Genomic DNA, 22,806 nt, shown 5'->3' on the forward strand with positions numbered 1-22,806 from the left:
GAAAAGTAGGACACCGCCGAACACCCTTTCAAGCCCTCGGCCCCCAACCACACAGTTGGGGGCCGAGGCATTTCTGCATCAAAGACCAGAATGGCGAATTGTCGCCCTTTTCGCGGGACACGTAAACTCGACGGCTGGGGGACGGCGAAAGGTAGACGTGGGCGAGGACAGGCAGGGCGGACGGGACGAACGTCGCCCGCGGCGGACGCCGCAATCCGGCGGACCCCGCCGGCCCCGGGATCAGCGCTCCGGGCCGGGGCGCGCGCGTCCCACGCAACCCAATGACAATGCGGCCCGGGGGGACGCTCCGAGTATCCCGCCGGAGATCGAGGCAAAGCAGCTCGCGCCCGAGATCCGCGGTGAGCTCACCACTCTCGACAAATCCACGGCCGACGCCGTCGCCCGCCACCTCGTCGCGGCAGGCGCTCTCCTGGAAGAGGACCCCGAAGCCGCGCTCGAGCACGCCCGCGCCGCCCGAGCACGATCCGGGCGCATCGCGGCCGTGCGTGAAGCCGTCGGGATCGCCGCCTACTACTGCGGGGACTGGGCGCAGGCGCTCGCCGAACTGCGGGCCGCCCGCCGCATGGGGAGCAAATCCCCGCTCCTGGCGTTGATCGCGGACTGCGAACGGGGCGTCGGCCGTCCCGAGCGTGCCATCGAGCTCGCGCGCACCCCTGAGGCCGAACAACTCACCGGCGACGACGCCGACGAACTGCGGATCGTCGTCGCCGGCGCCCGATCCGACCTCGGCCAGCTGGACCAGGCCCTGACCGTCCTCTCCTCGCCGCCGCTGGACCGGACCCGTCGAGGCCAGACGGCGGCACGGCTGTTCTACGTCTATGCCGACACGCTGCTGTCCCTCGGGCGCAAGGACGAAGCGCTGGAGTGGTTCCTCAACGCCGCCGCAGCCGACCTCGAAGGCGCCACCGACGCCGAAGACCGGATCACGGAACTGAGCTGACGTGACAACCCTTGCGCAGCAACACGATTGTCTGCTGCTCGACCTGGATGGCACGGTCTTCCGCGGCCACGAACCCACGACCGGATCAGTCGACAGCCTCGCGGCGGTCGACGCCCGCGTCCTCTATGTCACCAACAACGCGTCCCGCAGCCCCCACGACGTCGCCCGGCATCTGCGCGGTCTCGGCTTCCAGGCCGACATCGACGACGTCGTCACCAGCGCGCAGAGCGCCGCCCTGCTGCTCGCCGACCAACTGCCTGTGGACTCAGCCGTGCTGGTCGTGGGAACCGAGGCGCTGGCCGACGAGGTCCGTCAGGTCGGTCTGCGCCCCGTTCGACTGTTCGAGGACGAACCGGTCGCCGTCGTTCAGGGCCATTCACCCGAGACGGGCTGGACACAACTGGCCGAAGCCGCGCTGGCCCTGCGGGCCGGCGCCCTGTGGGTGGCCGCCAACGTCGACCTGACCCTGCCGTCGGAACGCGGACTGCTGCCGGGCAACGGATCGATGGTCGCCGCACTGCGCATCGCGACCGGCCTCGAACCGCAGGTGGCCGGTAAGCCGCAGCCTGCGCTGATGACGAACGCGTTGGGCCGCGGGCGATTCGAGTCACCGCTCGTCGTCGGCGACCGGCTCGACACCGACATCGCCGGCGCCGTCGCCGCATCGTTGCCGAGCCTGCTCGTCCTCACCGGCGTCAGCACCGCCGACGACGCGATGCGGGCGATCCCCGAGGAACGTCCCGACTACATCGCCGAGGACCTGCGCTCCCTCGACGCACCCGCCGATCGGCTGCAGGTCGGTCCACACCCCGCCTGGCAGGTCGACGTCGATCAGGACGACGTCACCGTGCACGCGACCGGTGCCGACTCCGACGACGATCTGTCGGTGCTGCGCGCCACCGCCCACGCGGTATGGACGTCCGATCTCGGCGGCCGCTCCTTCGCCGTCCGCGCCGGCGACGACACCGCGGCCCGCGCCCTGCAACGGTGGTCGTTGCTCACCGACGGCATCGGTTAGCGTTGAGCGCGAGATGACAACCGATCCCGACGAGATTCGCGCCCGGGTCGCGGCTCTGCTGGGCGACCTGCCGGACCCCGGTGAGGTCGCCGAACTCGCCGACAGCGACATCGACACCATCGCCGTCCGCCTCGAGGAGGCGCACGACGTGCTCGTGCAGGCACTGGCGTCGGTGGAGAAGGGGTGAGGCGCTGTGCCGCGGCGAGCGCGTGTTGACGCCGAACTGGTGCGCCGAGGTTTGGCCCGGTCCCGTCAGCAGGCCGCCGAACTGATCGGCGCGGGGCTGGTCAGCGTCGATGGAATGCCCGCGGCCAAACCGGCCACCGCCGTTGCCGTCACCGCCAACATCACCGTCACCGCCGGCGAACGCACCTGGGTGTCGCGCGGCGCGCACAAACTCATCGGGGCCCTCGACACCTTCGCGATCGACGTCGGCGGCAGGCGCTGCCTGGATGCCGGGGCGTCGACCGGCGGGTTCACCGAGGTGCTGCTCGACCGCGGTGCCGAAGAGGTGGTGGCCGTCGACGTGGGCTACGGCCAGCTGGCCTGGTCGCTACGGTCCGACGACCGCGTCGTCGTCATCGAACGGACCAACGTGCGGGAACTCACCGCCGAGGCGATCAGCGGAACGGTGGACCTGGTCGTGGCTGACCTGTCGTTCATCGCGTTGGCCACCGTGCTGCCTGCGCTGACCGCATGCGCGTCACCCGACGCCGATATCGTTCCCATGGTGAAGCCACAGTTCGAGGTCGGCAGGGAACGGGTCGGCGCCGGCGGCGTGGTGAGCGATCCGCAACTGCGCGCCGAATCGGTCCTGTCGGTCGCCGCACGGGCCGCCGCTCTCGGCTGGCATACCGTCGGCGTCACGGCCAGTCCGCTGCCGGGTCCGTCCGGCAACGTCGAGTACTTCCTCAGGCTGCGCGCCCGGACCGATGCGGCGCTGCACGGTGATGACCTCGACCAGGCGGTTCACCGCGCCGTGACGGAGGGACCGCAATGACCACCGACCGCCACATCCTGCTCGTCGTGCACACCGGGCGCGAGGACGCCTCCGACGTCGCGAAGCGGGTGCAGAAGATGTGCGCCGCCCAGAACGTGGGACTGCGGGTGCTGGCGGCCGAGGCCGTCGATCGCGGCCCGGCGAACCTGTCGGAGAACGACATGCGTGCGATCGGTGTCGACATCGAAGTCGTCGACGCCGACGACCGGGCCGCGGAAGGCTGCGAACTGGTGCTCGTGCTCGGCGGCGACGGCACCTTTCTGCGGGCCGCTGAACTGGCCCGCAACGTCGAGATCCCGGTCCTGGGCGTCAACCTCGGGCGCATCGGCTTTCTTGCCGAGGCCGAGGCGGAGGCCATCGACCTTGTCCTCGACCACGTCATCCGCCGCGACTACCGCGTCGAGGAGCGGATGACCCTCGATGTCGCGGTGCGCGCGAACGGCACGATCATCAACCGCGGCTGGGCACTCAACGAGGCCAGTTTGGAGAAAGTGCCGCGACTCGGCGTGCTCGGCGTCGTCGTCGAGATCGACGGTCGCCCGGTGTCGGCGTTCGGCTGCGACGGCGTCCTGGTCTCGACCCCGACCGGCTCCACCGCCTACGCCTTCTCTGCCGGGGGGCCGGTGCTCTGGCCCGACCTCGAAGCGATCCTGGTGGTCCCCAACAACGCCCACGCGCTGTTCGCCCGGCCGATGGTGACCAGCCCGGACGCCGCCATCGCCATCGAGATCGAGGCCCAGGGCCACGACGCACTCGTGTTCTGCGACGGCCGCCGCGAGATGGCGGTGCCCGCAGGCGGCCGCCTCGAGGTGACCCGCTGCGGTACGCCGCTGAAATGGGTGCGGCTCGACAGCGCCCCGTTCACCGACCGGCTGGTGCGCAAGTTCCGGTTGCCGGTCACCGGATGGCGGGGACAGTAAGGCATCGTGCTCGCAGAGATACGCATTGAATCGCTGGGCGCCATCAGTACGGCCACCGCCGAATTCGACCGCGGCCTGACCGTGCTCACCGGTGAGACCGGAACGGGTAAGACCATGGTCGTCACCGGCCTGCACCTCCTGGGCGGTGCGCGGGCCGACGCCACCCGGGTCCGCTCCGGAGCGCAACGCGCCGTGGTGGAGGGCCGGTTCCTCACCAACGACCTCAGTGTGGACGTCACCGGCCGCGTCGACGACATCCTGGACTCCTCGGGCGCCGAACGGGACGACGACGGCAGCGTCATCGCGGCTCGCTCGGTCAGCCGGGACGGGCCGTCGCGCGCCTACCTCGGCGGACGCAGTGTGCCCGCCAAGACGCTGAGCACCTTCACCGCCGAACTGCTGACGCTGCACGGCCAGAACGATCAGCTGCGGCTGATGCGGCCCGAGGAGCAGCGCTCGGCGGTCGACCGCTTCGCCGGCGTCGACAAACCGCTGCAGCGCTATCGCGCCGCCCGCGAGGCATGGCTGACCGCCCGTCGCGACCTCATCGACCGCAGGCAGCGCGAACGCGAACTGGCCCAGGAGGCCGACCGGTTGAAGTTCGGGCTGACCGAGATCGACGCGGTGGACCCGAGCCCCGGTGAGGACGACGCCCTCGTCGAGGACATCCGCCGGCTGTCGGAACTGGACGCGCTCCGCGAAGCCGCTCAGGGGGCCCGCACCGCGCTCACCGGCCCCGACGACGACACCGGCCCGGACACCACGTCGGCCGCCGACGCCGTCGGTCACGCCCGCTCGGCGCTGGACGCCACCGACGACTCCACGCTGCGCTCATTGGGCGCGCAGCTCGGCGAGGCACTGGCGGTGATCGGCGACGTCGCCGGTGAACTCGGCGACTATCTGGCGGCCCTGCCCAGCGATGCGAGCACCCTGGAGACCAAGCTCGCCCGTCAGGCGGAGCTGCGCACGCTGACCCGCAAGTACGCCGCCGACATCGACGGCGTACTGGCCTGGGCCCACGAATCCCGCGCGCGGCTCGAACAACTCGACGTCTCCGAGGAGGCGCTCGCCGGCCTCGAACGTCGCGTGGCCGAACTGGAGGCCGGGGTCGTCACCGCAGCGGCCGACCTGACCAAGGCGCGCACCAAGGCCGCGAAGGGATTGGCGAAGGCGGTCACCGCCGAACTGGCCGGTCTGGCCATGGCGGGGGCCGAGTTCACCGTCGCCGTCTCGCCGATCCCGGTCCGCGGGGACGATTCCGCCCCCCTGGCACTGGCCGACGGGACCTTCGCGCACGCCGGCCACGACGGAGTCGACGCCGTCGACTTCGGCTTCGCCGCCCACCGGGGCACCGACGTGCTACCACTGTCGAAGAGCGCATCGGGCGGTGAGCTGTCGCGGGTGATGCTGGCCATCGAAGTGGTGTTGGCGGCATCGGTGGAGGGCACCACCATGGTCTTCGACGAGGTCGACGCCGGGGTCGGCGGCCGCGCCGCCGTCCAGATCGGGCGCAGGCTGGCGAAGCTCGCGCGCACGCACCAGGTCATCGTCGTCACGCATCTGCCCCAGGTCGCCTGCTACGCCGACGCGCATCTCGTCGTCGACAGCGGGGGACAGGGCGCCGGGCGCAAGGCCAGCGGGGTACGCCGCATCGAGGACGACGACCGGGTGGCCGAACTGGCCCGCATGCTGGCCGGTCTGGGCGAATCCGACAGCGGTCGGGCGCACGCCCGCGAGCTGCTGGACGCCGCGCAGCGGGATCGGGATGACGAGAACTGACCCTGTTACTGGTGTGACTATAGGTAACTTCTGAGGCTGGTGTTACGGCGCGCCTCCACCTCTACTTGAGGGTTCGCCTACAGAATCCTCCGCATGAAGATGTCAGCGCTGCTCTCCCGTAATGCCAGTTCACGGCCGGGGATCACCGGCACCGCCCGCGTGGACCGCGACATCGACCGGCTGCTGCGGCGCATCGGCCCCGGGGACATCGTCGTTCTCGACGCCCTCGACCTCGACCGCATCACCGCCGATGCGCTGGTCGAAGCGCGCGTCGCCGGCGTCGTCAACGCCTCGTCGTCCATCTCGGGCCGCTACCCCAACCTTGGTCCGGAGGTGCTCGTCGCCAACGGCATCACGCTGATCGACGAGACCGGTCCCGAGGTCTTCAAAAAGGTCAAGGACGGCGCCCGCGTCCGCCTGCACAACGGCGGCGTGTACTCCGGTGACCGCAGGCTCAGCCTGGGCGCCGAACGCACGGACCAGGAGATCCACGAACTCATGCACGAGGCCAAAAGTGGTCTCGTCGCCCACCTGGAAGCGTTCGCGGGCAACACCATCGAGTTCATCCGCAGCGAGAGCCCGCTGCTCATCGACGGCATCGGCATCCCCGACATCGACGTCGAACTCAACCATCGCCACGTGGTGATCGTGGCCGAGGAACCGCACACCGCCGAGGACCTCAAGGCGCTCAAACCGTTCATCAAGGAGTACCAGCCGGTCCTGGTCGGTGTGGGCACCGGCGCCGACGTGCTGCGCAAGGCCGGTTACCGGCCGGCGCTGATCGTCGGCGACCCGGACCGCATCAGCACCGAGGTGCTGCGCAGCGGCGCCCAGGTGGTGCTGCCCGCCGACGCCGACGGGCACGCCGCCGGTCTCGAACGCATCCAGGACCTCGGTGTCGGCGCGATGACGTTCCCGGCGGCCGGTTCCGCCGCCGACCTCGCGCTGCTGCTGTGCGACCACCACGGCGCGTCACTGATCGTCACCGTCGGCCACACCGCCAGCATCGAGGAGTTCTTCGACCGCTCACGCCAACGCAGCAACCCCTCGACGTTCCTCACCCGTCTCAAGGTGGGCGAGAAACTCGTCGACGCCAAGGCCGTGGCCACGCTCTACCGCAGCCGGGTCTCCGGCGGGGCCATCGCCCTGCTGATCCTGGCCATGCTCATCGCGGTCATCGCCGCGCTGTGGGTGTCGCGGGCGGACGCGGCGGTCCTCGAGTGGATCCAGCAGTACTGGAACCAGCTCGTCCTGTGGGCGCAAGGTCTCGTGAGCTGAGCCATGATCTCCCTACGCTCGCATGCCATTTCGCTGGCAGCGGTGTTCCTCGCGCTCGCGATCGGGGTTGCGCTCGGGTCCGGCCTGCTGTCGAACACCGTGCTGTCGGGGTTGCATGACGACAAGCAGGAGTTGCAGAACGAGATCGACGGGCTCACCGAGGAGCGGAACGCACTCAACGAGAAGCTCAGTGCGGCTGGCGAATTCGACGCACTGATGGCGCCGCGCATGCTGCGCGATGCGCTCGGCGGCAAATCGGTCGTGCTCTTCCGCACCCCGGACGCGGCCGACGACGACGTCGAGGCGCTGACCCGGCTGATCGGCCAGGGCGGCGGCAGCGTGAGCGGCACGGTGGCGCTGACCCAGGAGTTCGTCGACGCCAACAGCGCGGAGAAACTGCTCTCGGTGGTGAACTCGCCGATCGTCCCCGCCGGCACCCAGCTGAGCACGACATCGGTCGACCAGGGCTCCCAGGCCGGGGATCTGCTCGGCATCGCACTGCTGCGCAGCCGCAACCCGGACGCACCCGTGGTCAACGACGCCCAGCGCGAGACGGTGCTCAGCGCGCTGCGCGATACTGGCTTCATCACTTACGGCGCCGATCCGGTGGGCGCGGCCGATGCGGCGCTCGTCGTGACCGGTGGGCCGCTCGGACCCGACGCGGGCAACCGCGGATCGACCGTCGCGCGGCTGGCCGCCGGAATGGCCGCCCACGGCCAGGGCACCGTCCTGGCCGGCCGCGACGGTTCGGCCTCCGGGACGGGCGCGGTCGCGGTGACGAGGTCCGACGCCGCGCTGGGCACCGCGGTCAGCACGGTCGACGACATCGGCTCCGAATCCGGCCGCATCACCTCGGTGCTCGCGCTGGCCGATCTGATCGGCGGCGGCAAGCCGGGCCAGTACGGAATCGGCCGGGGCGCATCGGCGGTGACGGTCCCGCAGTGACGTTCGGCGGCGACACTCGGCGCGGCAGCGACGGGTTGTCGGCGTCGGTGTTAGGGTGGGGTTCCGTGGGTCGGCAGGCCCCAAAGCTAGGAAAAATCCTAGAGAAGTAAAGCCCTGCCCGTCGTCACGGAGGTTGTTCTTGCCCGCGCTTCGCAAGCATCCGCACACGGCCACCAAGCACCTCTTCGTGACGGGCGGCGTCGTTTCCTCACTCGGTAAGGGTCTGACGGCCTCTAGCCTCGGCCAGCTGCTGACCGCGCGCGGCCTGCAGGTCACGATGCAGAAGCTCGACCCCTACCTCAATGTGGATCCGGGCACCATGAACCCGTTCCAGCACGGTGAGGTGTTCGTCACCGAGGACGGTGCGGAGACCGACCTCGACGTCGGCCACTACGAGCGGTTCCTCGACCGCAACCTGTCCGGCTCGGCCAACGTGACGACCGGTCAGGTGTATTCGAAGGTGATCGCCAAGGAGCGCCGCGGCGAGTACCTCGGCGACACCGTCCAGGTGATCCCGCACATCACCGACGAGATCAAGGACCGCATCCTGGCGATGGCGCTGCCGGATGACGACGGCAACCGGCCTGACGTGGTGATCACCGAGGTGGGCGGCACGGTCGGCGACATCGAGTCGCTGCCGTTCCTGGAGGCGGCCCGCCAGGTGCGCCATGAGGTGGGCCGGGAGAACTGCTTCTTCCTGCACTGCTCGCTGGTGCCCTACATGGCGCCGTCCGGTGAGCTCAAGACCAAACCGACGCAGCACTCAGTGGCCGCGCTGCGCAGCATCGGCATCCAGCCGGATGCGTTGATCCTGCGGTGTGACCGCGAAGTACCCGAGGCGCTGAAGAACAAGATCGCGCTGATGTGCGACGTCGACGTCGACGGGTGCATCTCGACGCCGGACGCACCGTCGATTTACGACATCCCCAAGGTGCTGCACCGCGAGGAACTCGACGCCTACGTCGTGCGCCGGCTGAATCTGCCGTTCCGCGACGTCGACTGGACGCAGTGGAATGATCTGCTCAAGCGGGTCCACGAACCGCGGGAGACCGTGCGAATCGCGTTGGTGGGCAAGTACATCGACCTGTCGGACGCCTACCTGTCGGTGGCCGAGGCGCTGCGGGCGGGCGGCTTCGCCCACCACGCGAAGGTAGAGATGCGCTGGGTCGCCTCCGACGACTGCGAACTGGACAGCGATGCCGCCGCGGCGCTGGAGGACGTAGACGGGGTGCTGATCCCCGGCGGCTTCGGCATCCGCGGTATCGAAGGCAAGATCGGCGCCATCCGCTACGCCCGCAAGCGCGGTCTGCCGGTGCTCGGGCTGTGCCTGGGTCTGCAGTGCATCGTCATCGAGGCCGCGCGCTCGGTCGGACTCTCGGAGGCCAACTCCGCGGAGTTCGAACCCGACACCCCTGATCCGGTCATCTCCACGATGGCCGATCAGCGCGATGCGGTCGCCGGTCAAGCGGATCTGGGTGGCACCATGCGCCTGGGCGCCTACCCGGCCGTCCTGCAGCCCGATTCGATCGTGGCGCAGGCCTACCAGTCCACCGAGGTGTCCGAACGCCACCGCCACCGCTACGAGGTCAACAACGCCTACCGCGACCGCATCGCCGAGAGTGGGTTGCGGTTCAGCGGCACCTCGCCCGACGGGCACCTCGTCGAGTTCGTCGAATACGACGCCTCGTCGCATCCGTTCCTCGTCGGCACGCAGGCCCACCCCGAGCTCAAGAGCAGGCCCACCCGGCCGCACCCGTTGTTCGCGGCGTTCATCGGAGCGGCGTTGGACTATAAGGCCGGCGAGCGGCTGCCGGTGGAGATCCCGGAGCGTGCCGGCGACCGTGCGAACGGCGCCGGTCAGCTGCAGCCGGAACACGCATCCCGTGGCTGATCACGACTTCGAGACCGTCAACAGCGAGATCATCCACGTCGGCAGCATCTTCGCCCTGCGCGCCGACGACGTGCGTATGCCCGGCGGGCGCACCGCGCGCCGTGAGGTCGTCGAGCATTTCGGCGCGGTGGCGATCGTGGCGCTCGACGACGACGGCAACATCGTGCTGATCTACCAGTACCGCCACCCGGTTGCCCGGCGGTTGTGGGAACTGCCGGCGGGGCTGCTGGACATCGGTGGTGAGGCGCCGGAGGTCACCGCCGCCCGGGAACTCGAGGAGGAGGCCGGCCTCGCGGCGGACACCTGGAAGGTGCTGGTCGACATCATCTCCGCACCCGGCTTCTGCGACGAGGGCGTGCGGGTCTACCTCGCGACCGGGCTGCGGGAGATCGGCAGACCCGACGCGCACGACGAGGAAGCCGACCTGGTGATCGAGCGGGTTCCGTTGACCGACGCCGTCCGCCGGGTGTTGTCCGGCGAGATCGTCAATTGCATTGCGGTGGGCGGCATCCTGGCCGCCCACGCCATGAGCGAGGTGGGCGACCTGCGTCCCGTCGACGCGCCCTGGATCGACCGGCCCACCGCCTTCGCCCGGAGGAAGGGCCACGCCTGATGACGGCTCTGCGCACCGCACTCGACGATCAGATCCAGGGGTATCTCGACCACCTGACCATCGAGCGCGGGGTGGCCACCAACACGCTCACCTCCTACCGCCGCGATCTGCGCCGCTACGCCGAGCACCTGACCGGCCGCGGCAAGGACGACCTCGCCCAGGTCGCCGAATCCGACGTCAGCGAATTCCTCGTCGCCCTGCGCCGCGGTGACCCCGACACGGGCGCCACCGCCCTGTCCGCTGTCTCGGCCGCACGGGCGCTGATCGCGGTCCGGGGCCTGCACCGCTTCGCCGCCGCGGAAGGCCTCACCGACCTCGACGTCGCCCGCGCCGTCAAACCGCCCACGCCGAGTCGGCGGCTGCCCAAGAGCCTGTCGATCGACGAGGTGCTCGCCCTGCTCGACGGCGCCGGGGGCGACGGTGAGGCCGACGGGCCGCTGACCCTGCGTAACCGCGCCATGCTCGAACTCCTCTACTCGACCGGTGCGCGCATCTCCGAGGCCGTCGGTCTCGACGTCGACGACATCGACACCGAAGCCCGTTCGGTGCTGCTGCGCGGAAAGGGCGGCAAGCAGCGGCTGGTGCCCATCGGCAGACCTGCGGTCAGCGCGCTCGACGCCTATCTGGTCCGGGGCCGCCCCGAGTTGGCCCGCCGCGGCCGCGGCACCCCCGCAATATTTCTCAACGCCCGCGGCGGCCGGCTGTCCCGCCAGAGCGCATGGCAGGTGTTGCAGGACGCCGCCGAACGCGCAGGCATCACCTCGGCGGTCTCCCCGCACACCCTGCGCCATTCGTTCGCCACGCACCTGCTCGAGGGAGGCGCCGACGTCCGTGTGGTTCAGGAACTGCTGGGGCACGCCTCGGTGACGACGACGCAGATCTACACCATGGTCACGGTGCACGCCCTGCGCGAGGTGTGGGCGGGTGCGCACCCACGCGCCCGGTGACGCGTCCCGCAGCACGATCCCCGCGGGTCTGCCCATCTGCGCAGCGCTGCGCCGTTAAACTTAACCGGATGTTCGCCCTGCGTGTGGAATGCCTGGCCGGCGGCGGCCCGGCATGACCGATGACGCCGCGGGCGCCGACGCGCCGGTGCAGTTGGGCCTGACCGGGCGACCGCCGCGCAACATCCCCGAACCGGCCCCCAGGACCACCCACGGCCCGGCCAAGGTCGTCGCGATGTGCAACCAGAAGGGCGGCGTCGGCAAGACCACCTCGACGATCAACCTCGGCGCGGCCCTGGCGGAGTACGGCCGCCGAGTGCTGCTGGTCGACCTGGACCCGCAAGGAGCGCTGTCGGCGGGTCTGGGCGTACCGCACTACGAACTCGACCACACCGTGCACAACCTGCTCGTCGAACCCCGCGTGTCCATCGACGACGTGCTCATCAACACCCGCGTACGCAACCTCGACCTGGTGCCCAGCAACATCGACCTGTCCGCCGCCGAGATCCAGCTCGTGAACGAGGTCGGCCGCGAACAGACCCTCGGCCGCGCGCTGCACCCGGTGCTGGACCGCTACGACTACGTGCTCATCGACTGCCAGCCGTCCCTCGGCCTGCTCACGGTCAACGGGCTGGCGTGCAGCGACGGCGTGGTGATCCCGACCGAGTGCGAGTACTTCTCGCTGCGCGGGCTGGCGCTGCTCACCGACACCGTCGACAAGGTGCGCGACCGGCTCAATCCCAAACTCGACATCAGCGGCATCCTGGTCACGCGCTACGACCCGCGCACCGTCAACGCCCGCGAGGTGATGGCCAGGGTGGTCGAAAGGTTCGGCGATCTGGTGTTCGACACCGTCATCTCCCGCACCGTGCGCTTTCCGGAGACCAGCGTCGCCGGTGAACCGATCACCACGTGGGCGCCCAAATCGGCGGGCGCCGAGGCCTATCGGTCACTGGCACGGGAAGTCATCCACCGGTTCGGCGCGTGAGCACCGACACCACTGCCCCGACCGGATTCCAGGTCCGCCTCACCAATTTCGAGGGCCCGTTCGACCTGCTGCTGCAGCTGATCTTCGCGCACCGCCTCGACGTGACCGAGGTCGCGCTGCACCAGGTGACCGACGACTTCATCGCCTACACGAAATCGATCGGTGCCGAACTCGGCCTCGACGAAACGACCGCGTTCCTCGTCGTCGCCGCGACGCTGCTCGACCTCAAGGCCGCGCGGCTCCTGCCGGCCGGCGAGGTCGACGACCAGGAGGATCTGGCGCTGCTCGAGGTGCGCGACCTGTTGTTCGCCCGGTTGCTGCAATACCGGGCCTACAAGCACGTGGCGCTCATGTTCGCCGAGCTCGAGGCCGCTGCGCTGCGCAGCTATCCGCGCAACGTGTCGCTCGAGGACCAGTTCTCCGAGCTGCTGCCCGAGGTGATGTTGGGCGTGGACGCCGATCGGTTCGCCCAGATCGCGGCCGCCGCCTTCCGGCCCCGACCGGTGCCGACCGTGGGCACCGGCCATCTGCACGTGCAGGCGGTGTCGGTGCCCGAACAGGCCCGACGGTTGATGTCGCTGCTCGAAGCGCGGGGGATCGGGGAGTGGGCCACGTTCGGCGACCTGGTCGCCGAATGTGAGACCGGGATCGAGATCGTGGGCAGCTTCCTGGCGCTGCTCGAGCTGTTCAAAGCCAGGGCGGTAACATTCGAGCAATCAGAGCCGCTTGGTGAGCTCCAGGTTTCGTGGACCGGGGACCGGCCGACCAACGAACACCTGGCAACCGTCGACGCGGAAGAATGACTGGACCAATGACCGACGAGATCTCCGATGCCGATCTGGGCGTCGACTTGGGTATCGACACGGCGACCGCAATCGACCTCGATGACGCCGAGCTGGGCGCCGTCCTGGAGGCGTTGTTGCTCGTCGTCGACACCCCGGTGACCGTCGACCAGCTCGCGGCCGCCACCGACCAGCCCGAGCACCGCATCACCGCGACCCTGACGCAGCTGGCCGGGGAGCTCAGCGCCCGCGACAGCGGTATCGACCTTCGCGAGGCCGGCGGTGGCTGGCGGCTGTACACCAGGGCCAGGTACGCGCCCTATGTCGAACGGCTGCTGCTCGACGGCGCCCGCTCCAAGCTGACGCGTGCCGCGCTGGAGACGCTTGCCGTCGTGGCCTACCGGCAGCCGGTGACGCGGGCCCGGGTCAGCGCGGTGCGCGGGGTGAACGTCGACGCGGTGATGCGAACCCTGCTCGCGCGCGGGCTCATCACCGAGGCGGGCACCGATCCCGACTCCGGCGCCGTCGCGTTCGCGACGACGGAGCTGTTCCTCGAACGGCTGGGACTGTCGTCCCTCACTGACCTGCCCGACATCGCCCCGCTGCTCCCCGACGTCGACGTGATCGACGATCTGAGTGAAAACCTGGGCCAAGAACCGAGATTCGCGAAACTCGGGGGCAATCCCACACCGGCGGACCGGCCGATGACCTTCGATGTGGACCGGGAAGATCGATGAACGAATCCGAAGGCGTACGCCTACAGAAGGTGCTCTCCCAAGCAGGCATCGCGTCGCGGCGGGTGGCCGAGCGGATGATCCTCGACGGCCGCGTCGAGGTGGACGGCGCGATCGTCACCGAGCTGGGCACCCGGGTGGATCCCGCGGCGTCGGACATCCGCGTCGACGGCAGCCGGGTCCTTCTCGACGACACCCTGATGCACCTGGCGATCAACAAGCCGCGCGGGATGCACTCCACGATGTCCGACGACCGGGGCCGGCCCTGTATCGGCGACCTGGTCGAACATCGGGTGCGCGGCAACAAAGGCCTGTTCCACGTGGGCCGGCTCGACGCCGACACCGAAGGCCTGATGCTGTTGACCAACGACGGCGAACTGGCCCACCGGCTGATGCATCCGTCGTTCGAGGTGCCCAAGACCTATGTGGCGACGGTGATGGGCACGGTGCCGCGGGGGCTGGGCAAGAAGCTGCGCGCCGGTGTGGAGTTGGACGACGGCCCCGCCCGGGTGGACGATTTCGCCGTGGTCGACGCCCTGCCTGGCCGATCACTGGTGCAGGTGACGCTGCACGAGGGCCGCAAGCGTATCGTTCGTCGGTTGTTGGCGGAGGTCGGCTTCCCGGTGCAGGAACTGGTGCGCACGAGTATCGGAGCGGTCGCGCTCGGCGATCAACGTCCCGGCAGCATCCGGGTGTTGACGCGCAAGGAGATCGGCGATTTGTACAGGGCGGTGGGCATGTGACTGAGGCATCGGCAGGCAATCTGGTGATCGCGGTCGACGGACCGGCTGGCACCGGAAAGTCTTCTGTGTCACGAGGTTTGGCGCGCGCACTGGCCGCCCGCTACCTCGACACCGGGGCGATGTACCGCATCGTCACCCTCGCCGTGCTGCGCGCGGGTATCGACCCGGGGGATCGCGACGCCGTGGCGGCCGCGGTCGGATCGGTCGATCTCGCCGTCGGATACGACCCGGGCCAGGACCTTTCTTACCTTGCGGGAGAAGACGTTTCATCCGAAATCCGCGGCGATGCGGTCACCCGTGCGGTGTCGGCGGTCTCAGCGGTGCCCGACGTGCGGACCCGGCTGGTCGAGCTGCAGCGCCGACTCGCGGCAGGCCCGGACCCCGTCGTCGTCGAAGGCCGCGACATCGGTACCGTCGTCCTGCCCGATGCCGACGTGAAGATCTTCCTCACCGCCTCGGCCGAGGAACGGGCACGCCGGCGAAACACCCAGAACGTCGCCAACGGACTGGCCGACGACTACGACACGGTGCTCGCCGACGTGCAGCGCCGCGATCACCTCGACTCGACCCGTGCGCTGTCGCCGTTGCGCGCCGCCGACGACGCGTTGGTGGTCGACACCAGCGACATGACCGAGCCCGAGGTGATCGCGCATCTGCAGGATCTCGTGCAGCAGCGGGCAGGAGTGAGCAGATGACCGATTCCGACCAGGACGACCAGGACGGCACCTGGATCGACGAACGGGACTGGGAGCTGGGCGCCGAGGATATCGCCGAAGCCATCGAAGAGGTGTCCGCCGCACCGCCGGTGGTGGCCGTGGTGGGCCGCCCGAACGTCGGCAAGTCCACTCTGGTGAACCGCATCCTGGGCCGGCGTGAGGCGGTCGTCCAGGACGTCCCGGGTGTCACCCGTGACCGCGTCTCCTACGACGCGCTGTGGTCCGGGCGCCGGCTCGTGGTCCAGGACACCGGCGGCTGGGAGCCGGACGCCAAGGGTTTGCAGCAGCTGGTCGCCGATCAGGCGACCGTGGCCATGCGCACCGCCGACGCCATCATCCTGGTCGTGGACGCCATCGTCGGGGCCACGTCGGCCGACGAGGCCGCGGCCCGGATGCTCCGGAAATCCGGAAAGCCGGTGTTCCTGGCCGCCAACAAGGTCGACACCGAGCGCGGCGAGGCCGACGCCGCGGGGCTGTGGTCGCTGGGCATCGGTGAGCCGCATCCGGTCAGCGCCATGCACGGCCGGGGCGTGGCCGATCTGCTCGACGCCGTACTCGAGAAACTGCCCGAGGTGTCGGAGGTCGGCACGCGCAGCGGCGGGCCGCGCCGCGTCGCGCTGGTCGGCAAGCCCAACGTCGGCAAGAGCTCGCTGCTCAACCGGCTCGCCGGTGACCAGCGCTCGGTGGTGCACGATGTCGCGGGCACGACCGTCGATCCGGTCGACTCGCTGATCGAACTCGGCGGCAAGACGTGGCGGTTCATCGACACCGCAGGGTTGCGCCGCAAGGTCGGCCAAGCCAGCGGCCACGAGTTCTACGCCTCCGTACGCACCCACGGCGCGATCGATGCCGCCGAAGTGGTGCTGGTGCTTATCGACGCGTCCCAGCCGTTGACAGAACAGGATCAGCGGGTGCTCACGATGGTGACCGAGGCGGGCCGCGCCCTGGTGCTGGCGTTCAACAAGTGGGATCTGGTCGACGAGGATCGGCGTTACCTGCTCGACCGCGAGATCGACCTGCAGCTGGCGCAGATCCAGTGGGCGCCGCGGGTCAACATCTCGGCGATGACCGGCCGGGCCGTCCAGAAGCTGGTGCCCGCGCTCGAGACCTCGCTGGCGTCGTGGGACAGGCGGATCTCGACCGGCCAGCTGAACACGTTCCTCAAGGAGGTCGTGGCGGCGACGCCGCCACCGGTCCGCGGCGGTAAGCAGCCGCGGATCCTGTTCGCCACCCAGGCCGCGACGCGACCGCCAACATTCGTGCTGTTCACCAGCGGATTCCTGGAGGCGGGCTACCGGCGCTTCCTCGAGCGGCGGCTGCGTGAGACGTTCGGCTTCGAAGGCAGCCCGATTCGGATCAATGTGCGGGTACGCGAGAAGCGCGGAGCGAGGTCTCGATGAGCGACCATGAGCACGGAGCGAGGTCTCGATGAGCGACCATGAGCACGGAGCGAGGTCTCGATGAGCGACCATGAGCACGGAGCGAGGTCGCGGGGGTAGAGTGATTCGGGTTCGTATGCGTCGGAGCAGAGAGGAGCAGCCGGTGGCCGAGAACGCCTTCCGTGCCGCACCGTCTCACGCCTTCGCGCTCGAACCGTTCTGGCCGTCCCGTCGGCTCATGTCTTTCGACGAGTGGTGTTGTCCGCGTAGCTGATACGCGCTCGATGACCATTTCCCGGGCTGTCGCCACCGGCGCCCGCTGTTCGGAAGCAGTTCATGCGTTCACTCATCATCTTCACCCTGGTCGGTGTCGGTGCGCAGCTGGTCGACGGCGCGCTGGGCATGGCGTTCGGAGTGACCGCCTCGACGCTGCTGGTGCTCAGTGGTGTGGCATCCGCGCAGGCCAGCGCCGCGGTGCACCTTGCCGAGGTGGGGACGACGTTTGCCTCCGGACTGTCGCACTGGCGGTTCAAGAACATCGACTGGCACATCGTCGCCAAACTGGGTGTCCCCGGTGCGATCGGCGCGTTCCTCGGGGCAACCGTGCTGTCGTCGCTGTCCACGGAGGACGCCGCGCCGGTGATGGCCGCGATCCTGGTCAGCATCGGCATCTACGTGCTGCTGCGGTTCTCGCTGCGCCACCCACCCGCGGTCAAGGTCGGCACCACGAAGCACAGCGCGAAGTTCCTCAGCCCGCTGGGCCTGTTCGGCGGGTTCATCGACGCCTCTGGCGGCGGTGGTTGGGGTCCGGTCACGACCAGCACTTTGTTGTCGAGCGGCAAGACCGCCCCGCGCACCGTCATCGGCTCGGTGAGCGCCTCGGAGTTCCTGGTCGCGGTGTCGGCGTCGCTGGGCTTCCTCATCGGCCTGCGCGAGCAGTTCTTCGACAATTTGCTCGTGGTCCTCGGTCTGGCGGTCGGCGGCGTGATTGCGGCGCCGTTCGCGGCCTGGCTGGTCAGCCGTATCAGCCCGGCCCTGCTGGGCACCGCGGTCGGCGGCGTCATCGTGCTCAGCAATTCCCAGAAGCTGGTCCACTACTTCGACATCACCGTTCCCTGGTCCACGCTGATCTACACCGGCATCGTCGTCGCATGGGCCGGGTTCCTCTTCCTGGCCTGGAGGCTGATGAAGGCGCCGGAGTACGTGCCCGCAGGTCTGCAAGCCGACGTCGTTAACGACACCGCCGAGACTCCGGAGACGACTCTCGACGAGACGCGCTGAGCGCACCGTGACCCAGGACCGTTAGGGTTCGCGCGTGTCCGTACTCGAGATGGTCCTGATTGCCCTGGCGGGCGTCGGGGCGGGGGCGATCAACGCGATCGTCGGCTCGGGGACCCTGATCACGTTTCCGACGCTGGTGACCCTGGGCTTCCCGCCGGTCACCGCGACGATGTCCAACGCGGTCGGCCTGGTGGCCGGGGGTGTCTCGGGCACGTGGGGGTACCGGCGCGAGCTACGCGGGCAGTGGAAGCGGCTGGCCTGGCAGATGCCCGGGTCGCTGCTCGGCGCGGCGCTGGGCGCCTGGCTGCTCCTGCATCTGCCGGAGACCGTGTTCGCCCAGGTGGTGCCCGTCCTGCTGATCCTGGCACTGGTGCTGGTGATCGTCGGGCCGCGGATTCAGGCGTGGGCCCGGCGGCGGGCCGAGGACAGCGGACGTTCCGCCGACCACGTCAGCACGGGCCGGATGGTGGCGCTGGTGGCAGCGACGTTCGCGGTCGGTGTCTACGGCGGCTACTTCACCGCCGCGCAGGGCATCCTCCTCATCGCGGCGATGGGCGCCCTGCTGCCCGAGTCGATGCAGCGGATGAACGCCGCCAAGAACCTGCTGTCGCTGATCGTCAACGTGGTCGCGGCGATCGGCTACACGCTGGTGGCGTTCGACCGGATCAGCTGGGCGGCGGCGGGATTGATCGCCGCCGGGTCGCTGCTCGGCGGATTCCTGGGCGCCCACTACGGGCGGCGGCTGTCGCCGAACGCGCTGCGCGCCGTCATCGTCGTGGTCGGCCTGATCGGCCTCTGGCGACTGGTGACGCTCTAGAACTCACGCTTTAGAACGAGGTCCGGCCGCGTTCCTGTTCGAGCACCCCGTCGAGGTCCTTGAGCCGATCCATGGTTTGCACCGCCCGGCGGGTGCGGGTGTTGCGCTCCAACCGGTCGCGGTGGCGGTGCACGAATTCCCAATAGCCGGCGGTGAAGGGGCAGGCATCCTCGCCGAGGCGCTTCTTCGGGTCGTAGGCGCAGTCACCGCAGTGGTCGCTCATCCGGTTGATGTAGGCGCCGCCGGCGGCGTAAGGCTTGGTGGCGAGCCGGCCGCCGTCCGCGTGCTGGCTCATGCCGACGACGTTGGTGGGCATCACCCACCGGAAGCCGTCGACGTAGGCGGTGGCGAACCACTCGGTGAGCCGGCGGGGATCGTAGCCGCGCTGCAGAGCGTGGTTGCCGAGGATCATCAGCCGCTGGATGTGGTGGGTCCACCCACGCTCGCGCAGCCCCATCAGGGCGTGGCGCAGGCATTCGGCGGTGACAGCGTCGGCGTCGAGGTCGGCCCACCAGTCGGGTAGCGGGGTATGGGCGGCGAGTTCGTTGTTGTCGACGTAGTGTTCGCCGAAATGCCAGTAGAGGTGCCACATGTACTCGCGCCAGCCGAGGATCTGCCGGATGAATCCCTCGACGGCGGCCAGCGGGGCGTCGCCTCGTCGGTAGGCGTCTTCGGCGGCGTGCACGGCATCGAGCGGGTGCAGCACACCGAGGTTGAGGGGCACCGAGAGGAGCGAATGCGACATGGCCCAGTCCTGGCCCATCATCGCGTCCTCCCAGCGGCCGAAGGTCGGGAGGCGGTGCTCGATGAACCGAGTGAGCGCACGCTTCGCCTCCGCGGGCGTCACCGCGAACAGCCGGGGACCGTCGACGCCGACGGTGGGCAGGTCCATGCGGTCCAGGTCGCGGCGGACCTGATCGTCGATGTCGTCCTCGCGGGGCTGATACGGGGCCGGGATGTCCAGTGACGCCTGCTTTTTCGGCGGTGACTCGCGGTTCTCCTCGTCGAAGTTCCAGCGGTTTCCCTCCGGTTCTGCACCGCGCATGAGCACGTCGAAGCGGCGGCGCTGATCGCGGTAGAAGTCCTCCATGCGGAAGCGCGTCCGGTTCCCGGCCCACTGTTCGAAGTCGGCCCGGGGGAGGGCGAAGGTGGGCGTGGGCAGCACGTCGGCCACCAGGCCCCGTTCGCGGAGGCGATGGACGAAGCGCTCGGCGGCGAACGACGTCGGCTGGTGGACCAGCACGGGACGGTCGAACCGCTCGAGGGCGTCGGTGTAGGTGTCGGACGTGATCAGGGTGGCGCGGTCGCCGAGGTCGCGGGCGGCGTGCCGCAGCGCCGACAGCACGATGTGCAGCTTCTGGCGGTGATAGCGGCGTTTGCGCAGCGCATGGCCGGCCTCGATCAGCAACACCTCGCGGTGGGCGTGCTCGCCGCCGTGGACGGCGGGGCCGAGTTGATCGGCGAACAGCCACAGCGGAGTGTCGTCGCGCGCGCCGGTCACCCCTCGAGAGTAGGAGTCGTTCGGATTGGCGCGTCGGGAGACAGGATGGTCACGACGCTGGAGTCGTCATGCGCGCCCAGTCCAGCCGCCTCGGCGATCAAGAACAGTTGTTGCGCCGCAGCCGCCAGGGGCAGCGGCACATGGGAGGCGCGACCGACCTCGGCCACGATGCCCATGTCCTTGACGAAGATGTCGACTCTGGACTTGACCTCGGCGCCTCCGGTGTAGGCCTGCAGCATCCGGGGACCGCGGTCGGCGAACATGAAGCTGCCGGCCGCGCCCTGCGACAACGCCTCGATCACCACCCCAGGGTCCAGCCCCACACCGCGGGCCAACGCGACCGCCTCCGCCGCCGCGGCGATGTGCACGCCGGCGAGGAGTTGGTTGATCGTCTTGAGGGCCTGGCCGTCGCCCGGTCGGGGCCCGACGACGGTCAGCGTGGACGCGAGGTGGTTCAGCACTGGTCTTACGGTGCTCAATGCCTGGTCGTCCGCGCCGACGACGATGAGCAGATCACCGTTCCCCGCGCGGACGGGGCCGCCGCTGATCGGCGCATCGACGAGTGGATGCCCGGATTCGGCGAGCTGGTCCGCGAGGGCACGCGCGGCGTCTGGTCCGACGGTGCTGGTCAGGATGACCGGCGCGCCCGGCGGCAGGGTCTCGATCACTCCGTCCGATCCGAACAGGGCCGCTTCGGCCTGTGCTGCATCGCGGACGGCAAGCATGGCGATGCCGGCGTTCGCGCACGCCGCGGCCGGTGTCGGTTCGACACGGATGCCGGCCTCCTCGGCTTGTGCTTGGCGCGGCGGGTGCGGTTCATAGCCGGTCACGGCGAACGCGGAGGCCAGGTGGGTCGCCATGGGCAGACCCATGGCGCCCATACCGATCACGGCGATGTCCGGACCGTCGTTCTGGGTCATTCGGGTACCTCTGCTCCTTGATCGGACCGCCACGCCCTGCGCAGGGTGTCGACCACGTCGGCCAGCGCATGGTCGTCGCCCACGTTGCCGGCGAACACGATGTACGGAATGGCGGCGGCCGGTCCAGAGACCGGCTGCCACAGCGACACGATGCCGGGCAACATGGTGCCGCGGCACCAGGCCCGCCGGATGCCCAGACCATCCGTCGCGGTGTCCGAAGAGGTGATGCCGCCCTTGGCGAGTACGAACTTCGGCCGCACCAGATCGACGATCTCACGGACCGCGTCGACGAGTCCCGCGCTGACGGTGCGGGCGATCACCAGGCTGTCCGCCGAGTCGCGCCCTTTGACCAGTGTCCGGCTGGTGCTGATCACAATGTCACTGTCAGAAGCGTTGTCGAGCAACAGTTCCGCTCCCTCATTGGCGATCCGGGTGACGTGTCGGTCGCGGCTGGCGGCCACCAGAAGGGTAGGCACGTCGAGCTCCAGCTCGAGGATGTGGCCGGTCGCGCGTAGCTGGTCGAGCTGACGGGTGGTGAGGCCGACGTGCGATCCGATCACGATGAGCCCGTGCGGTGCGGAGGCCCGGGTGTCGTCGGACGGCGCCGGCTCCGAGCGGGCCAGGATCTCGGAGAGTCGGGCGGCCTCGACAGCCGGCGTGGGCCGTTGTCCGGTGCGCGCCCGAACGAACGACGGCCCGACGCGGTAGATGAAGGTCTTCCCGCGCTCCTCGGCCCGGATCAACGCGAGCACCACCACCTGGAGGTCGGCGTCGTCGGCCGCATCGACCACGACCGGCCGGCCGTCATGCAGACCGGCGAGGATCTCCTGGACGCGGTCCGGCCCACCTTCCCGCACGTCGCGCAGGGTCACCCGCGCGACGTCGGATCGCGTGTATCGGCCGCCGGTTTTCTCCTCCACCCAGTCCCGCAGGTCGGAGTTGACGTACCCGAAGCTGGCATCCGTGGCGAATTCGCTGTGGGACACCGGGATCATGCCCTCGTCGGTACGCATCCAGTGGATCGAGTCCACCGTGATGCGCCCCGGCTCGATATAGCCGGGGTTGATGACTATCCCGTCGACGGGGTACCCGAGCGCCGCGTGCTCGGCGGACAACACGTCGGTTTCCAGCGGGAAGTAGCCGCGCAGGGTCGAGTCGCTGCGGCTCGCGACGACATAGCGCAGATCGCCTTCCAGCCGCGCCGCCTCGGCGAGCGCCCGCATGACCTGCCGGTTGCGTTCCGCGGCATCGGTTTCCGAGAGGCTGCGCGTGTTGGTGAGCACGAAGAACCCGGTCGTGGGTTGCTGCAACGCCCACCGCAGGTCGGGTACCGACCAGCTGGTCAGCACCGGGAGGTCAGCAACCGTCTGGGTGCCCGTCGGATCATCGTCGAGGACCACCAGGCGCCGGCCGGCCCGGATTTCGTCGAGGTTCGTCCCGACGTCACGCACGGGCGGCTGCTCGGCCAGCAGGTCCGCCAACGGAAGCGCACCGGTAATCGGTGGTTCTGGTGTGTTCGGGCGGACGGTCATGTGAGCCTCTCGAAGGCCGCCGGGATTCGACGCGGGCTGCCTCTACGCCAAAAGCCTAGAGGAG

Annotated in this window: 22 protein-coding genes; 19 read left to right on the forward strand and 3 right to left on the reverse strand. The window is 69.5% G+C overall.

Annotation, left to right across the window (positions count from 1 at the left end; genetic code table 11):
- Nucleotides 1-157 precede the first annotated feature (157 nt).
- The 19 genes from A5757_RS18850 to A5757_RS18935 all read left to right on the forward strand — a co-directional run bounded on the left by A5757_RS18850 (nucleotide 158) and on the right by A5757_RS18935 (nucleotide 18,789).
- Nucleotides 158-961 (forward strand): tetratricopeptide repeat protein, encoded by an 804-nt coding sequence (locus A5757_RS18850; protein WP_082929570.1) that lies wholly within the window; start codon nucleotides 158-160, stop codon nucleotides 959-961.
- Nucleotide 962: 1 nt separating this feature from the next.
- On the forward strand, nucleotides 963-1,979 hold the full coding sequence (locus tag A5757_RS18855) for an HAD-IIA family hydrolase (RefSeq protein ID WP_066837024.1): 1,017 nt from the start codon (nucleotides 963-965) through the stop codon (nucleotides 1,977-1,979).
- Between the two features lie 13 nt (nucleotides 1,980-1,992).
- Complete coding sequence (locus A5757_RS23490; RefSeq protein ID WP_197497385.1) at nucleotides 1,993-2,166, forward strand: hypothetical protein; 174 nt, start codon at nucleotides 1,993-1,995, stop codon at nucleotides 2,164-2,166.
- A gap of 6 nt (nucleotides 2,167-2,172) precedes the next feature.
- Entirely contained in the window at nucleotides 2,173-2,979 is an 807-nt protein-coding gene (locus tag A5757_RS18860; protein WP_066837027.1) for a TlyA family RNA methyltransferase, read from the forward strand.
- Complete coding sequence (locus tag A5757_RS18865; RefSeq protein ID WP_066837030.1) at nucleotides 2,976-3,899, forward strand: NAD kinase; 924 nt, start codon at nucleotides 2,976-2,978, stop codon at nucleotides 3,897-3,899. Before A5757_RS18860 ends, A5757_RS18865 begins: the two co-directional genes overlap by 4 nt.
- A gap of 6 nt (nucleotides 3,900-3,905) precedes the next feature.
- Nucleotides 3,906-5,678 carry a DNA repair protein RecN gene (gene recN / locus A5757_RS18870; RefSeq protein ID WP_066837033.1) on the forward strand — a complete coding sequence of 591 codons (1,773 nt, stop codon included), beginning with the start codon at nucleotides 3,906-3,908 and terminating at the stop codon, nucleotides 5,676-5,678.
- Nucleotides 5,679-5,771: 93 nt separating this feature from the next.
- On the forward strand, nucleotides 5,772-6,956 hold the full coding sequence (gene steA / locus A5757_RS18875) for a putative cytokinetic ring protein SteA (protein ID WP_066837036.1): 1,185 nt from the start codon (nucleotides 5,772-5,774) through the stop codon (nucleotides 6,954-6,956).
- A gap of 3 nt (nucleotides 6,957-6,959) precedes the next feature.
- Entirely contained in the window at nucleotides 6,960-7,901 is a 942-nt protein-coding gene (locus tag A5757_RS18880) for a copper transporter (RefSeq protein ID WP_066837038.1), read from the forward strand.
- Between the two features lie 139 nt (nucleotides 7,902-8,040).
- Nucleotides 8,041-9,792, forward strand: coding sequence for a CTP synthase (locus A5757_RS18885; RefSeq protein ID WP_066837229.1), 1,752 nt, complete (start codon nucleotides 8,041-8,043; stop codon nucleotides 9,790-9,792).
- On the forward strand, nucleotides 9,785-10,405 hold the full coding sequence (locus A5757_RS18890) for an NUDIX hydrolase (RefSeq protein ID WP_066837231.1): 621 nt from the start codon (nucleotides 9,785-9,787) through the stop codon (nucleotides 10,403-10,405). The genes A5757_RS18885 and A5757_RS18890 overlap by 8 nt, the downstream gene beginning before the upstream one ends.
- Nucleotides 10,405-11,352 carry a site-specific tyrosine recombinase XerD gene (xerD, locus tag A5757_RS18895; protein ID WP_066837041.1) on the forward strand — a complete coding sequence of 316 codons (948 nt, stop codon included), beginning with the start codon at nucleotides 10,405-10,407 and terminating at the stop codon, nucleotides 11,350-11,352. The genes A5757_RS18890 and xerD overlap by 1 nt, the downstream gene beginning before the upstream one ends.
- A gap of 112 nt (nucleotides 11,353-11,464) precedes the next feature.
- Nucleotides 11,465-12,337, forward strand: a complete 873-nt coding sequence (locus A5757_RS18900) for a ParA family protein (RefSeq protein WP_066837044.1) — start codon at nucleotides 11,465-11,467, stop codon at nucleotides 12,335-12,337.
- The gene (locus A5757_RS18905) at nucleotides 12,334-13,140 is read left to right on the forward strand and encodes a segregation/condensation protein A (protein WP_066837047.1); all 807 of its coding nucleotides are present in this window, start codon (nucleotides 12,334-12,336) and stop codon (nucleotides 13,138-13,140) included. Before A5757_RS18900 ends, A5757_RS18905 begins: the two co-directional genes overlap by 4 nt.
- Nucleotides 13,141-13,148: 8 nt before the next feature.
- On the forward strand, nucleotides 13,149-13,856 hold the full coding sequence (scpB, locus tag A5757_RS18910; protein WP_066837050.1) for an SMC-Scp complex subunit ScpB: 708 nt from the start codon (nucleotides 13,149-13,151) through the stop codon (nucleotides 13,854-13,856).
- Nucleotides 13,853-14,596, forward strand: coding sequence for a pseudouridine synthase (locus A5757_RS18915; protein ID WP_066837053.1), 744 nt, complete (start codon nucleotides 13,853-13,855; stop codon nucleotides 14,594-14,596). Before scpB ends, A5757_RS18915 begins: the two co-directional genes overlap by 4 nt.
- A 20-nt stretch (nucleotides 14,597-14,616) precedes the next feature.
- Complete coding sequence (cmk, locus tag A5757_RS18920) at nucleotides 14,617-15,291, forward strand: (d)CMP kinase (protein ID WP_197497392.1); 675 nt, start codon at nucleotides 14,617-14,619, stop codon at nucleotides 15,289-15,291.
- Complete coding sequence (gene der, locus A5757_RS18925; protein WP_066837059.1) at nucleotides 15,288-16,712, forward strand: ribosome biogenesis GTPase Der; 1,425 nt, start codon at nucleotides 15,288-15,290, stop codon at nucleotides 16,710-16,712. Before cmk ends, der begins: the two co-directional genes overlap by 4 nt.
- Before the next feature lie 315 nt (nucleotides 16,713-17,027).
- Nucleotides 17,028-17,972: a sulfite exporter TauE/SafE family protein gene (locus A5757_RS18930; protein ID WP_066837067.1), complete on the forward strand. Its 945-nt coding sequence runs from the start codon at nucleotides 17,028-17,030 to the stop codon at nucleotides 17,970-17,972.
- Between the two features lie 49 nt (nucleotides 17,973-18,021).
- Nucleotides 18,022-18,789, forward strand: a complete 768-nt coding sequence (locus A5757_RS18935; protein ID WP_197497393.1) for a sulfite exporter TauE/SafE family protein — start codon at nucleotides 18,022-18,024, stop codon at nucleotides 18,787-18,789.
- 10 nt (nucleotides 18,790-18,799) lie between these two features.
- On the opposite strand, the gene A5757_RS18940 is transcribed toward A5757_RS18935, so the two are convergent.
- Genes A5757_RS18940 through A5757_RS18950 form a run of 3 tightly spaced genes read right to left on the reverse strand, consistent with a single transcriptional unit; the run spans nucleotide 18,800 to nucleotide 22,742 of the window.
- Nucleotides 18,800-20,290 carry a cryptochrome/photolyase family protein gene (locus tag A5757_RS18940; protein WP_066837070.1) on the reverse strand — a complete coding sequence of 497 codons (1,491 nt, stop codon included), beginning with the start codon at nucleotides 20,288-20,290 and terminating at the stop codon, nucleotides 18,800-18,802.
- The gene (locus A5757_RS18945) at nucleotides 20,287-21,210 is read right to left on the reverse strand and encodes an NAD(P)-dependent oxidoreductase (protein ID WP_066837072.1); all 924 of its coding nucleotides are present in this window, start codon (nucleotides 21,208-21,210) and stop codon (nucleotides 20,287-20,289) included. Before A5757_RS18945 ends, A5757_RS18940 begins: the two co-directional genes overlap by 4 nt.
- Entirely contained in the window at nucleotides 21,207-22,742 is a 1,536-nt protein-coding gene (locus A5757_RS18950; protein ID WP_066837092.1) for a four-carbon acid sugar kinase family protein, read from the reverse strand. The genes A5757_RS18945 and A5757_RS18950 overlap by 4 nt, the downstream gene beginning before the upstream one ends.
- Nucleotides 22,743-22,806: the final 64 nt, after the last annotated feature.

The sequence above is a fragment of the Mycobacterium sp. 852013-51886_SCH5428379 genome (assembly GCF_001665575.1).
Taxonomy (GTDB): domain Bacteria; phylum Actinomycetota; class Actinomycetes; order Mycobacteriales; family Mycobacteriaceae; genus Mycobacterium.

Excerpts from the sequence above, each read along its gene's own strand:
- A5757_RS18950 (WP_066837092.1), bottom strand. The coding sequence starts at position 22,742 with ATGACCGTCCGCCCGAACACACCAGAACCACCGATTACCGGTGCGCTT.
- A5757_RS23490 (WP_197497385.1), top strand. The coding sequence starts at position 1,993 with ATGACAACCGATCCCGACGAGATTCGCGCCCGGGTCGCGGCTCTGCTG.
- der (WP_066837059.1), top strand. The coding sequence starts at position 15,288 with ATGACCGATTCCGACCAGGACGACCAGGACGGCACCTGGATCGACGAA.
- A5757_RS18930 (WP_066837067.1), top strand. The coding sequence starts at position 17,028 with ATGCGTTCACTCATCATCTTCACCCTGGTCGGTGTCGGTGCGCAGCTG.
- scpB (WP_066837050.1), top strand. The coding sequence starts at position 13,149 with ATGACCGACGAGATCTCCGATGCCGATCTGGGCGTCGACTTGGGTATC.
- A5757_RS18880 (WP_066837038.1), top strand. The coding sequence starts at position 6,960 with ATGATCTCCCTACGCTCGCATGCCATTTCGCTGGCAGCGGTGTTCCTC.
- A5757_RS18935 (WP_197497393.1), top strand. The coding sequence starts at position 18,022 with ATGGTCCTGATTGCCCTGGCGGGCGTCGGGGCGGGGGCGATCAACGCG.
- A5757_RS18945 (WP_066837072.1), bottom strand. The coding sequence starts at position 21,210 with ATGACCCAGAACGACGGTCCGGACATCGCCGTGATCGGTATGGGCGCC.
- A5757_RS18865 (WP_066837030.1), top strand. The coding sequence starts at position 2,976 with ATGACCACCGACCGCCACATCCTGCTCGTCGTGCACACCGGGCGCGAG.
- steA (WP_066837036.1), top strand. The coding sequence starts at position 5,772 with ATGAAGATGTCAGCGCTGCTCTCCCGTAATGCCAGTTCACGGCCGGGG.
- xerD (WP_066837041.1), top strand. The coding sequence starts at position 10,405 with ATGACGGCTCTGCGCACCGCACTCGACGATCAGATCCAGGGGTATCTC.
- A5757_RS18900 (WP_066837044.1), top strand. The coding sequence starts at position 11,465 with ATGACCGATGACGCCGCGGGCGCCGACGCGCCGGTGCAGTTGGGCCTG.
- A5757_RS18915 (WP_066837053.1), top strand. The coding sequence starts at position 13,853 with ATGAACGAATCCGAAGGCGTACGCCTACAGAAGGTGCTCTCCCAAGCA.